Annotated in this window: 10 protein-coding genes; all 10 read left to right on the top strand. The window is 46.2% G+C overall.

Translation table 11 applies throughout. From position 1 onward, the window contains the following. Positions 1-2: 2 nt before the first annotated feature. The 10 genes from FYJ57_RS04215 (at position 3) to FYJ57_RS04170 (ending at position 13,093) form a co-directional block, all read left to right on the top strand. Complete coding sequence (locus FYJ57_RS04215) at positions 3-1,985, top strand: hypothetical protein (protein ID WP_154431651.1); 1,983 nt, start codon at positions 3-5, stop codon at positions 1,983-1,985. Between the two features lie 59 nt (positions 1,986-2,044). After that, entirely contained in the window at positions 2,045-2,428 is a 384-nt protein-coding gene (locus FYJ57_RS04210; RefSeq protein ID WP_205839907.1) for a TIGR04086 family membrane protein, read from the top strand. A 107-nt stretch (positions 2,429-2,535) separates the two neighbouring features. Beyond that, positions 2,536-2,679, top strand: a complete 144-nt coding sequence (scfA, locus tag FYJ57_RS04205) for a six-cysteine ranthipeptide SCIFF (protein WP_022172544.1) — start codon at positions 2,536-2,538, stop codon at positions 2,677-2,679. 172 nt (positions 2,680-2,851) lie between these two features. Next, positions 2,852-4,216, top strand: a complete 1,365-nt coding sequence (gene scfB / locus FYJ57_RS04200; RefSeq protein ID WP_328597430.1) for a thioether cross-link-forming SCIFF peptide maturase — start codon at positions 2,852-2,854, stop codon at positions 4,214-4,216. A gap of 4 nt (positions 4,217-4,220) precedes the next feature. Further along, complete coding sequence (secD, locus tag FYJ57_RS04195; protein WP_154431649.1) at positions 4,221-6,368, top strand: protein translocase subunit SecD; 2,148 nt, start codon at positions 4,221-4,223, stop codon at positions 6,366-6,368. Positions 6,369-6,446: 78 nt separating this feature from the next. Further along, positions 6,447-8,165: a single-stranded-DNA-specific exonuclease RecJ gene (gene recJ, locus FYJ57_RS04190; protein ID WP_154431648.1), complete on the top strand. Its 1,719-nt coding sequence runs from the start codon at positions 6,447-6,449 to the stop codon at positions 8,163-8,165. Between the two features lie 193 nt (positions 8,166-8,358). Next, entirely contained in the window at positions 8,359-9,858 is a 1,500-nt protein-coding gene (glpK, locus tag FYJ57_RS04185) for a glycerol kinase GlpK (protein ID WP_022170792.1), read from the top strand. Between the two features lie 130 nt (positions 9,859-9,988). After that, the gene (locus FYJ57_RS04180; RefSeq protein ID WP_154431647.1) at positions 9,989-11,425 is read left to right on the top strand and encodes an NAD(P)/FAD-dependent oxidoreductase; all 1,437 of its coding nucleotides are present in this window, start codon (positions 9,989-9,991) and stop codon (positions 11,423-11,425) included. Positions 11,426-11,440: 15 nt separating this feature from the next. After that, positions 11,441-12,706 carry an NAD(P)/FAD-dependent oxidoreductase gene (locus tag FYJ57_RS04175; protein ID WP_154431646.1) on the top strand — a complete coding sequence of 422 codons (1,266 nt, stop codon included), beginning with the start codon at positions 11,441-11,443 and terminating at the stop codon, positions 12,704-12,706. A gap of 3 nt (positions 12,707-12,709) precedes the next feature. Beyond that, complete coding sequence (locus FYJ57_RS04170) at positions 12,710-13,093, top strand: DUF1667 domain-containing protein (RefSeq protein WP_022172644.1); 384 nt, start codon at positions 12,710-12,712, stop codon at positions 13,091-13,093. Positions 13,094-13,230: the final 137 nt, after the last annotated feature.

Genomic DNA, 13,230 nt, shown 5'->3' with positions numbered 1-13,230 from the left:
TAATGAAGAAAAATAATAAACCGGCAGCGAAGCGATACATGAAGACGGTGGGAATGGTGATGGCATCTGTGATGGTTCTTTCTTCCACAACCGGTCAGATGGTATATGCGGAGTCTGCAAAAGACCAGAAAGATACTCAGGATGGGGAAAAGAAAGAAGAAAAAACCATCGTATATCTGAATGGAAAAACGGGAAATGATAAGAATAGCGGCGAGAGCCAGGATGAGGCAGTAAAAAGCTTTGAAAAGGCAGCAGAACTTGCAGGATCCTGCGGTGTGATCCGAATCTGTGGTACAGTTACTGTAGATGAGGAAGAAACCTGGGAATTACCATCCGGAGTTTCTATCCGCCGCGCAGAAGATTTTGAAGATGCACTGGTTCTCGTGACCGGCTGTCTGAAGCTGGATAATGTCCGCCTGTATACAGAGGATATCACCGGCGATGGTGAAGTAGAAGGAGCAGCAGAAAAAGAAAAAGTTTATGTTCCGAAAGTAATTACGGTAAAAGATACAAAAGCACTGTCAGAGATTTCCCTGGAAGGCTGCGATGGAGACGGAGTATTTTCCTGGGAAAAAGAGGATGCAGTTCCAACAGAATACGAGACAGACTATCAGGTGGTTTTCCATCCCTATGACGCGAAAAAGATTGATTACAGCAAGGAAAAAGGATGGGACGAAGACAGCGAAACTGTGACCAGAAAGGTTACTGTTCGCGTAAGTTCTCTGAAACCGGAAGTCACACCAACGCCGGAAGCAACCGATACACCGGAAGTCACACCGACTCCGGAAGCAACACCTGAGGTTACAGTGACACCGGAACCGACAACAACACCGGAAGTCACACCGCAGCCGGAGAGCACGCCACAGCCAACACCTGAGGTTACGGAACCGGCAGATCCGGGTTCAGAAGTGACACATCCGGACACAACGATTACCCCGGAGCCAACAGAAGTGCCGGATGTTCCGACGGAACCGGAAGTACCGCCAACGGATCCGGCAGCACCAACGCCTGAGACACCAAAACCACAGCCGGAGGTACCGTCTGATACCGTACCAGAGACACCGGCAGATACAGAAAGCACAGAAGGATCCGGACTTACCTGGGAGCAGATGAATGAGATTGCAACGGTACAGGAACAGCTGGATTTCCTTCCAAGCGAAGTGACGACAACGGAAGAGGTAGAAGCAATCGTAGCGGCTACAAAAGAATACGAGGCACTGTCTGAAGCACAGAAAGCTTATATAGAGGCTGACAGTCTGGTACTGTTACAGACAGCCCAGGAACAGGCGAAGACGGTCAACCGAACAAGCAACGACGTTACGGTAGACGGTGATTTTCCATGGTACATACAGTTTCAGGTACAGTTGAATAATGATAAATCTGACAGTTCCGTTCTGAACGGTCAGAATGTAGATACTTTTATCAGCCCATATGAGATGAAGCTGTGGGATATGATGAATGATAATGAATATCAGTTGAACGGACAACAGGTGCGCATCACGATGCCGGCACCGGACGATCAGCTCTATACACAGCTTGTTGTGATTCATTATCTGAAAGATGGAAGCATCGAGTATATTACTCCGATTTATAATGCAGACGGAACACTGAGCTTTGTGACAACTTCTTTCAGTCCGTACAATGTGGCAGGTCTGAAGATTGCAGGAAGCCAGTCTCTGGTAGGCAATACGGATAAGGCATATACAAATAAAAATACAACAACTTCCGGAAGTACTACGACAAAACTGACACCGAATGTGTCCGCAGGAAATACAGGCAGCAGTTCAAACGGAAGCACATCCGGCAGTGTGACAAAGAAAAACACACAGAAGAGCCAGACACAGCAGGCTTACGGTACGACACTGAAAAGAGTCAATCCGAAGACCGGAGACTATCAGCAGACAGCCTGGTATGCAGGACTCGCGGCAGCAGCGCTTGCAACACTTGGTATCGCAGGCAAGAAAAACCGAAAAAAAGAAATCTGAAGCCGATAAGGTATAGAATGTACAACCCTCCCATATAGTACTGTATGGGAGGGATTTTTTTGGATACAGGGAAAAACATCTGGATACAAAAGAGCAGCAGAGTCATAAAAGGTCTGATCGTGTCCTATCTGGTCAGCGGGGCAGGGCTTTTGCTTCTGGCATTGCTGTTGCTGAAGTACCAGCTGGATGAGAGAAAAGTGTCCGCTGGTATTCTGGCTGTTTATATTCTATCCGGATTATCGGGAGGAATTTATATGGGAAAAACAGCAGAAAGAAAAAGATATCTGTGGGGAATGATACTTGGCAGTATATACTGGGGTATTCTGATGCTGCTTACCATCTTTTCCGGTGGAGGTACGGGATCGGGGGTAAAAGGTGCATTTCTTACACTTCTTATCTGTGCAGGGTCGTCAACTTTGGGAGCAATGGTGACGGGAGCCTGAAAACAGTGGCAGATCGTGAAAATAGCCGGAAGTTGCGAAAAAAACTCTTTGAAAATGAAAGAACATATGCTATAATGCAAGAAGTAATAACATAAGGAGGAAGCAAAATGAAACATATTAAAACTTTAAATACAAAAAGTTTACAGAACACAATGAAAAAAGGTGGATGTGGTGAATGTCAGACATCCTGCCAGTCTGCTTGCAAGACTTCTTGTACAGTAGGAAATCAGAGCTGCGAAAACACAAAATAAGAAATCAGCAGGCTCTATGATGCTTGGAACATACAGGCAGCGGTCCAAAAGCCGCTGCTTGCTTTTTGTTACATAGCATATCAAGAATTGATCCGGTGGATCAATTGTGATTACATTGTATATCGAAGCAGAAGATGCTGCTGCTCAAGAAAAGAAAAAGGAGAACAAATAAGTGATTCATCAGTATAAAAGTAATGGATACGCAATTGTTCTGGATGTAAACAGCGGATCCGTTCATGTGGTGGACGATATTGTATATGACTGTATCGCCCTGCTGGATCAGGGATGTTCCAACGAAGAAGTGACAGAAAAACTGTCGTCTTCTTATTCCGGAGAAGACCTGAAGACAGCTCTTAAAGAGATTCAGGAATTGACCGATGAGGGAATGCTGTTTACCGAGGACATTTATGAAAATGCGATAGAGCATTTTAAAGAACGGCCAACTGTAGTCAAAGCACTGTGCCTGCATATTGCCCACGACTGTAATCTGGCCTGTAAGTACTGCTTTGCGGAAGAAGGAGAATATCATGGAAGACGTGCACTGATGTCCTACGAAGTAGGAAAGAAAGCACTGGATTTTCTGATTGCCAACTCCGGAAGCAGGAGAAATCTGGAAGTAGACTTTTTCGGAGGGGAACCTCTGATGAACTGGCAGGTTGTCAAAGACCTGGTAGCTTACGGAAGAGAGCAGGAAAAGATACATAATAAAAACTTCCGTTTTACCCTGACCACCAATGGTGTTCTGGTTAACGATGAAGTGATGGAGTTTTGTAATAAAGAGATGGGCAATGTGGTTATGAGTATCGACGGACGAAAAGAAGTCCACGATCATATGCGTCCGTTCCGCAAAGGTGCCGGAAGCTATGACCTGGTAGTTCCGAAGTTCCAGAAATGGGCAGAGAGCCGTAACCAGGACAAATATTATGCCCGCGGTACATTTACCCATTATAATCTTGACTTTTCCAAGGATGTACTGAACCTGGCAGATCTGGGATTCAAACAGATATCTGTAGAGCCGGTTGTAGCACCTTCGGATGCGGACTATGCACTGCAGCCGGAAGACCTTCCGAAATTGTTTGAAGAATATGATACCCTGGCAAAAGAGATGATCAAACGAAATAAAGAAGGAAACGGATTTAATTTCTTCCACTTTATGCTTGATCTGACCGGGGGTCCTTGTGTATACAAACGTCTGTCCGGATGTGGGTCAGGAACAGAGTATCTGGCAGTTACCCCATGGGGAGACCTGTATCCGTGCCATCAGTTTGTAGGAAACGAAGATTTCCTTCTTGGTAATGTGGACGAGGGAATCACAAAACCTGCAATCTGTAAAGATTTTAAAAATTGCAACGTCTATGCAAAAGAGGCATGTAAGAAATGTTTTGCACGATTCTACTGCAGTGGTGGCTGTGCGGCAAACTCCTATAACTTCAAAGGGAAAATCGATGATGTTTACGAAGTGGGCTGCGAGCTGGAACGTAAGCGCGTAGAGTGTGCAATCATGATAAAAGCTGCTATGGCAGAAGAAGAGGTATAAGAAGATGAAGAAAAAACAGGGAGTTCTTGTGCTGATTCTTACAGTGGTTCTGATTGGTCTGTTAGCCTTTACAACCGCTGTGGGATTCGGCCCGACCGGAACCGGGTCTGCAAAAAATATCAAGACCGGTCTGGATCTGTCCGGTGGTGTAAGTATCACATACCAGGCAAAAGGAGACGATCCGTCTCAGGAAGATATGGATGATACCGTCTATAAACTTCAGAAACGTGTGGAAGACTACAGTGAAGAAGCACAGGTATATCAGGAAGGTGATGACCGTATCACCGTAGAGATTCCTGGTGTAACCGATGCAAATAAGATTCTGGAAGATCTTGGTAAACCGGGATCTCTGGAATTCCAGGATGAAAGCGGCAACGTAGTTCTGGACGGAAGCGATATCGCAGGTGCAGACGGCGGTGTCACAGAAGATCAGACAACCGGAAGCAAACAGTATGTCGTAGAACTGACACTGACCAAAGACGGTACCACAAAATTCGCAGAGGCAACTGCAGCAAACCTGAAAAAAAGAATCTCTATCGTATATGACGGAGAAACTATCAGTTCACCGGTTGTACAAAGTGTGATCTCTGACGGTAAAGCACAGATCAGCGGACAGCAGTCCATCGAAGAAGCAAAAGAACTGGCATCTATTATCCGTATCGGTTCTCTGAAACTGGAACTGGAAGAACTTCGTTCTAACGTGGTAGGTGCACAGCTGGGACAGCAGGCAATCAAGACAAGCCTGATCGCCGGTGCCATCGGTCTGGTACTGGTCGGAATCTTTATGATTATCGTTTACGCTCTGCCGGGTGTGGTAGCTGCTTTGTCACTGGCTATCTATACCGGACTGGAACTGGTAATGCTGAATGCTTTTGACCTGACGCTGACCCTTCCGGGTATCGCAGGTATCATTCTTTCCATCGGTATGGCGGTGGATGCAAACGTTATTATCTATGCACGTATCCGTGAGGAAATTGCAGCAGGTAAGAGTGTAAGAAGCGCCATTAAGACCGGTTTCGAGAAAGCTATGTCCGCCATTGTGGACGGTAACATCACAACTCTGATCGCAGCTGCTGTTCTGGGAGCAATGGGAAGCGGAAGTGTCAAAGGATTTGCCATGACACTGGCTCTTGGTATCGTTCTTTCCATGTTTACCGCACTGGTAATTTCCAGACTGCTGGTGAACGCATTCTATGCAGTGGGACTTCGGGATGAAAAGTTCTACGGAAAACAGAAAGAAAGAAAAACCATCGATTTCCTCGGAAAGAGAAAATTATTCTTTACGATTTCTGTTATCCTGATTCTGCTTGTTCCGGTTGGAATGGGCGTGTTCCATGCAAAAGACGGAAAAGCATTGAACTACAGCCTGGAGTTCATGGGTGGTACGTCTACGAACGTAACTTTCAATGATGACATGTCCATCGATGACCTTGACAGCCAGGTAAAACCGGTAGTACAGGAAGTAACCGGTGATGCAAATATTCAGATATCCAAAGTCGCTGACAGCAATGCGGTTATCATTAAGACAAGATCTCTGAGCCTGGATGAGAGAGAAGAACTGAACCAGAAACTGGTAGACAGCTTTGGTGTGGATGACAGCAAGATCACCGCAGAGAGTATTTCCTCTACGGTAAGTTCTGAGATGAGAAGAGATGCGATTGTGGCAGTCCTGATCGCTACGATCTGTATGCTGCTGTATATCTGGTTCCGTTTCAAAGATGTACGTTTTGCATCCAGTGCGGTTCTGGCACTGTTACATGATGTAATGGTAGTACTTGCATTCTATGCACTGTCAAGAATCTCTGTAGGTAATACCTTTATTGCCTGCATGCTGACGATAGTTGGTTATTCTATCAACGCGACCATCGTTATTTTCGACCGTATCCGTGAGAATCTGAAGAGTGCCGGCAAGAAAGCGGATCTGAAAGAACTGGTAAATATGAGTATTACCCAGACACTGACCAGAAGTATTTATACATCCTTCACTACATTTATTACCATATTTGTAGTATTTGTTATGGGTGTATCTTCTATCCGTGAATTCGCACTTCCGATCATGGTAGGTATCGTATGTGGTGCTTACTCTTCTGTATGTATCACCGGTGCTCTGTGGTATGTCATGAAAACGAAATCAGGAAAAAGTACAAAGTAGAAGAAATGGGTAATCAAAAAGCTGTTGCAGCGATGCAGCAGCTTTTTTCAATCACAGCTAAGATGAGGAGCAGACAACATGGAAAAATGGATGGTAGCAGCTAAGCGGGCTGATTTTAAAGGGATCGGAGAACGGTTTGGCATTGATCAGGTTACAGCGAGGATTATCCGCAACCGTGATGTGATCGGGGAGAAAGCAATTGAAAAATATCTTCACGGAAGCCGGAAAGATTTTTACAGTCCCTGGCTGTTGAAAGATATGGAAAAGGCAGTGGCTATCCTGCAGGAGAAAATAGAAAACAGAAACAGGATCCGGATCATCGGAGATTATGATATTGACGGAGTAATGTCTACATATATTTTACTGGAGAGTCTCCGGGGGCTTGGAGGTGATGTGGATATGATGATTCCAAACAGGATCACAGACGGATATGGAATCAATGAACATCTGATTGAACAGGCCTGGCAGGAGGGGAGAGATACGATTATTACCTGTGATAATGGAATCGCTGCAGTGACGCAGATACGGAAAGCAAAAGATCTGGGAATGACCGTGATCGTGACAGATCATCATGAGGTGCCGTTTGAAGATCTGGAAGGGGGAAGAAAGGAGATTCTGCCACCTGCAGATGCCATAGTCAATCCAAAACAGAAGGCCTGTTCCTATCCTTTTGCAGGACTCTGCGGTGCAGTAGTTGCAATGAAAGTGATGGAAGCGTTATATGAAAAAATGGCACCGGAAGTGGATCTGGTGGACAAAATGCTTCCATTTGCAGGAATCGCTACAATCGGTGATGTGATGGATCTGCAGGATGAAAACCGGATTCTGGTGAAAGAAGGATTGCAAAGGCTTCATCACACCACGAACCTTGGTCTGCAGGAGTTGATCCGGGTAAATAATCTGGAACCGGAGAATATCAGTCCGTACCATATCGGATTCATTCTTGGTCCGTGTCTGAATGCTTCCGGACGACTGGATACGGCAAAACGGGCATTACAGCTGTTGCTGGCAGATAGCAGAGAGGAAGCGGCCGTACTGGCAGGTGACCTGAAAAATCTGAATGAGAGCCGTAAGGAGATGACGGCACAGGGACTGGAAAAAGCCATCGAGCAGGTGGAATCCACATCTATGATGGAAGATACGGTTCTGGTAGTCTTTCTTCCGGAATGTCATGAGAGTCTGGCGGGCATTATTGCCGGGCGGCTGCGGGAGAGATACCATAAACCCTCCTTCGTGCTGACAAGAGGAGAAGAGGGTGTCAAAGGTTCCGGACGGTCGATCGAATCGTATTCGATGTATGAAAAACTCTGCGAGTGCAAAGAATATCTGACAAAGTTCGGTGGACATCCGATGGCAGCAGGTCTCTCACTGGAAGAAGAAAATGTGGAACGTTTCCGAAGAAAACTTAATGAACAATCAGGACTGACAGAAGAAGATCTTGTGGAAAAGGTGACGATTGATGTGCCGATGCCAATTCATTATATCCGAAAAGATCTGGTGCAGGAACTGTCACTGCTCGAACCCTTCGGAAAAGGAAATGAGAAACCACTGTTTGCACAGAAAAATCTGTGGATCAGCCAGATGCGTGTGTTCGGGAAGAACCGGAACGTGGTAAAGATGCGTCTGACGGATGAAAACGGATATCCGATGGACGGTGTGTACTTCGGGAATGGAGATGAATTTGCGGAAGAAGGGAGAGGAAAAAGGAAAATTTCTATCGTATACTACCCGGATATCAATATGTATCAGGGACGTGAAAGCTTACAGGTGATCATCCGGCATTATCAGTTTGATTGAGAACGTTATTGAACAGTTACAAAATAACAAAAAATATTGCTCAAAAAGATAGTATATGGTACTATATATACAAAAGTATGGTATGCAGACCATGAATATAATGAAGCAGGAGAAAAGAGCGAGCTTACCTGGCGGCGCGCGCCGCTTTGGTTTCGTTTGCTCTTTTACTTTTGAAATGTTTTGGGAGGAAAGAATGGCAAAATATGTAATGGCACTGGATGCAGGAACAACCAGCAACCGCTGCATCCTGTTTGACGAAAAGGGAAAAATGTGCAGTGTGGCACAGAAAGAATTTACCCAGTATTTTCCCAAGCCGGGCTGGGTAGAGCATGATGCCAGTGAAATCTGGTCCACTCAGCTTGGGGTAGCGGTGGAGGCTATGTCAAAGATTGGAGCATCAGCGGAAGATATCGCAGCTATTGGGATCACGAATCAGAGAGAAACTGCTATCGTGTGGGATCGTCATACCGGAGAACCGGTGTACCGGGCGATTGTCTGGCAGTGCCGCAGAACTTCAGAGTACTGTGACTCTCTGAAAGAAAAAGGACTGACAGAAGTTTTTCGTAAAAAAACCGGTTTGATCATAGATGCATATTTTGCCGGTACAAAGGTAAAATGGATCCTTGATAATGTACCGGGTGCACGGGAAAAAGCAGAAAAAGGAGATCTGTTATTCGGAACAGTGGAAACGTGGCTGATCTGGAAATTGACAAAGGGAGCTGTTCATGTGACAGATTATTCCAACGCATCCCGTACATTGTTGTTCAATATTAATACTCTGGACTGGGATGAAGATATTTTGAAAGAATTGAATATTCCAAGATGTATGCTTCCAAAACCGATGCCGTCAAGCTGTGTATACGGTTGCGCGGATCCGGCATTTTTTGGAGGAAAGATTCCCATCGGTGGAGCGGCAGGAGACCAGCAGTCTGCATTGTTCGGACAGACCTGTTTTACACCGGGAGATGCAAAAAACACCTATGGAACCGGTTGTTTTCTGTTGATGAACACCGGAGAAGAGCCGGTATTTTCGGAAAATGGGCTGGTTACAACCATCGCCTGGGGAATCAATGGGAAAGTTTATTATGCACTGGAAGGATCCATTTTTGTGGCTGGAGCTGCGATACAGTGGCTGCGCGATGAACTGCGGGTGATTGATTCCGCGGCAGACTCCGAGTATATGGCTAAGAAAGTAAAAGATACCCACGGCTGCTATGTGGTTCCGGCATTTACCGGACTGGGCGCACCGTACTGGGATCAGTATGCCAGAGGAACCATTGTGGGTCTGACCCGTGGAGTCAACAAATACCATATTATCCGGGCAACTCTGGAATCAATAGCTTATCAGGCACATGATGTCATCAAGGCTATGGAAGCAGATGCGGGGATCCGGCTGAACGGGTTGAAAGTAGATGGCGGAGCAAGTGCCAATGATTTTCTGATGCAGACCCAGGCAGATATGATACAGGCTCCGGTAAAACGTCCGTCCTGTGTGGAGACAACAGCGATGGGTGCCGCGTATCTTGCGGGACTGGCTGTGGGATACTGGAGGGATCAGGAAGAGGTAAGAGCCAATTGGTCTATTGACCGTACCTTTGAACCGGAGATTACTGTGGAAGAACAGGAAAAACGGATGAAGGGATGGAAAAAGGCGGTCCGTTATTCATTTAACTGGGCAAAAGAAGAAGACTGAGAACAACAGCAGTCAAGGTAAAGTAAACAATCAAATAAGAACTTGCAGAGAACAGAGACAGGCAGGAAAAACATCCGGTGACGGGTGCTTTTCTGTCTGTCTTTTTTATTGAGTTACAGGAGGAAACAGTATGTATGATGTAATCGTTATAGGAGCCGGTGTAAGCGGAAGTGCGACTGCCCGGGAATTATCCAGGTATGATCTGAAAGTGGGAGTACTGGAAAAAGAAGAGGATGTATGTTGTGGAACATCCAAGGCGAACAGCGGGATCGTTCATGCCGGATTTGATGCCCGTCCCGGCAGTTTGATGGCAAAGATGAATGTACGGGGGAATCAGATGATGGAACAACTGACAGAAGATCTGGATATTCCTTTCGAGAGAAACGGTTCTCTGGTGTTATGTTTTGCAAAAGATGAAATGGAACGCCTGGAAAAACTGAAAAAACAGGGTGAAGAAAATGGGGTAAAAAGACTTCAGATTCTTTCCGGCGAAGAAGTACGCCGGATGGAACCGGATCTTTCCAAAGAAGTATATGCTGCACTGTATGCACCGACCGGTGGTATCGTGTGTCCTTTTGAACTGAATCTGGCTCTTGCGGAAAATGCCTGTCAAAACGGAGCAGAATTTTATTTTGATACGGCGGTGGAGCAGATAGAAAAGACGGAAGGTGGATATCGGATCCATGCCGGAGAGAAAACATATGAGACCCGTTGTGTGGTAAATGCAGCGGGTGTTTATGCGGATGTTTTTCACAATATGGTCAGTGAAAAAAAGATCCGTATTACACCACGGAAGGGAGAGTATTATCTGCTGGACAAAAAAGCGGGCACAACCGTACACCATACGATCTTTCAGATACCGGGAGCATACGGGAAAGGAGTCCTGGTGACACCTACTACTCACGGCAATCTTCTGGTGGGGCCAACGGCTGTGGATATTGAGGAAAAAGAAGGAACGAATACCACAAAAACAGGTCTGGATGAAGTGGCACAGAAAGCAATGCGAAGTGTTCCAAATCTGCCGCTTCGCCAGGTGATTACTTCTTTTGCAGGGCTGAGAGCCCATGAGGACGGACATGAATTTATCATTCGGGAAGCGGAAGATGCAGAGGGATTTTTTGACTGTGCGGGAATCGAATCGCCGGGACTTACCAGTGCACCGGCAATCGGAGAACTGGTGGCAGAACTTGTAACCGGATATTTGTGTGCAAAGAAGAAAAAGCATTTTGTGGAGAAAAGAAAAGGGCTTGTGAATCCGAAAAATCTTTCCAGAGAAGCTTATCAGGAGCTGATCCGGGAAAATCCGGCCTACGGCAATGTAATCTGCCGGTGTGAGACGGTGACAGAGGGGGAAATTGTGGAAGCCATTCATCGATTGATTCCCGCGAAGTCACTTGACGGGGTGAAACGGAGAACCAGGGCCGGTATGGGAAGATGTCAGGCAGGCTTTTGCTCTCCGAAAACCATGGAGATTCTGGCAAGAGAATGGAAAGTGCCGATGGAGACAATCACAAAGGCCGGAAAAGATTCCCGGCTGATCAGAGGATACAATAAGGACAGCCTGTAGGCGAGGAGGAGTAAGATGAAGACAACATATGATATCGTAGTTATCGGTGGAGGACCTGCAGGTCTTGCCGCAGCCTGTGCAGCATACGACCAGGGGATACAGGATGTTCTGATCCTGGAGCGTGACAAAGAACTGGGAGGTATCTTAAACCAGTGTATTCATAACGGATTTGGACTGCATACATTTCAGGAAGAACTGACAGGACCGGAATATGCAAAAAGGTACGAGGTGGAAGCAGAAAAGAGAAAGATTTCCTGCCTTCTTGAGACGATGGTTCTGGATATCAGTCCGGAAAAAGAAATCACAGCCCTGAATCGGAAAGACGGATTATTTACCATTCAGGCGAAAGCGGTGATTCTTGCCATGGGGTGCAGGGAACGGCCGCGAGGGGCTTTGAATATTCCGGGGTATCGTCCGGCAGGCATCTATTCTGCAGGAACTGCCCAGAGGCTGGTTAACATTGAGGGATATCTTCCGGGCAGAGAAGTTGTGATTCTTGGCTCCGGAGATATTGGACTGATCATGGCAAGGAGAATGACGCTTGAAGGTGCGAAAGTCAAAGTTGTGGCAGAACTGATGCCGTATTCCGGCGGACTGAAACGTAATATTGTCCAGTGTCTGGATGATTTTGGAATCCCGTTGAAATTAAGTCATACAGTGGTGGATATCAAAGGAAAAGAACGGGTGGAATCTGTGACACTGGCACAGGTGGATGAAAACCGGAAGCCGATTCCGGGAACGGAAGAAGAGTATGCCTGTGACACCCTGCTGTTATCCGTGGGACTGATTCCGGAAAATGAACTTTCTGATAAACTCGGTGTTCAGCTTCATCCGGTGACCGGCGGTCCTGTGGTAAATGAGAGCCTGGAAACCAGTATTCCGGGTATATTTGCCTGTGGTAACGTCCTGCATGTGCATGATCTGGTGGATTTTGTATCTCAGGAGGCAACTATGGCAGGAACCTGCGCGGCTGCATATGTAAACGCAGGAAGAACAGAAGAAACAGAAGAGATTCCGGTAAAATGTGGATCCGGTGTGCGCTATACAGTTCCGGCAAAGATCCGTCCGGCCTGTATGGATGAAACACTGCCGGTGAGATTCCGGGTGGGACAGGTGTATCAGAGGGCAAGCATTATGGTACGATCCGGTGATACCGTACTTTTGAGAAAAAAACGTCCCATAATGGCACCGGGAGAGATGGAGACGGTATACATAAAAAAAGATTCTCTCTCACCGGACAATATCGGGAATGACATAACCATCAGCATAGAGGAGGAGTAAACCATGGAAGAGAAAAAACTGACCTGTATCTGCTGCCCCATGGGATGTCAGCTGCAGGTTACAATCAGAGACGGACAGGTGGAAAAGGTAGAAGGAAATACCTGTAAAAGAGGAGCAGAATACGGGAAAAAAGAGGTGACCAACCCGACAAGAATTGTGACAACGACAGTGCGGGTACATGGTGGCAGCCTTCCGGTGGTACCGGTAAAGACAGCTTCAGATATTCCGAAGAGTGCAGTGATGGACTGCATCCGACAGTTAAAAGAAGTGGTTGTAGAGGCTCCAGTGTACATCGGGGATGTGGTGCTGACAGAAGTTGCAGGAACAAAAATCGCGGTAATAATTACTAAAAATATCGAAAAACTTTGTGAAAAACAGAACTTGTGATCCCTCAGACTCTTAGGTAAAATAAATCGTAACTATTCAGTAGGTAGTATCTCGCAAGGCGTTTTGGCTCGTAACTGTGAAGGTACTGAACAGTTACAATAAATCAAATAAAAGCAAGAAAAGGGGACGGGAAGGAA

The organism is Oliverpabstia intestinalis (assembly GCF_009696065.1).
Taxonomy (GTDB): Bacteria; Bacillota; Clostridia; order Lachnospirales; family Lachnospiraceae; genus Oliverpabstia; species Oliverpabstia intestinalis.
The sequence above is the reverse complement of the archived record's forward strand: the minus strand, read 5'-3'. Positions and strand labels throughout refer to the sequence as shown.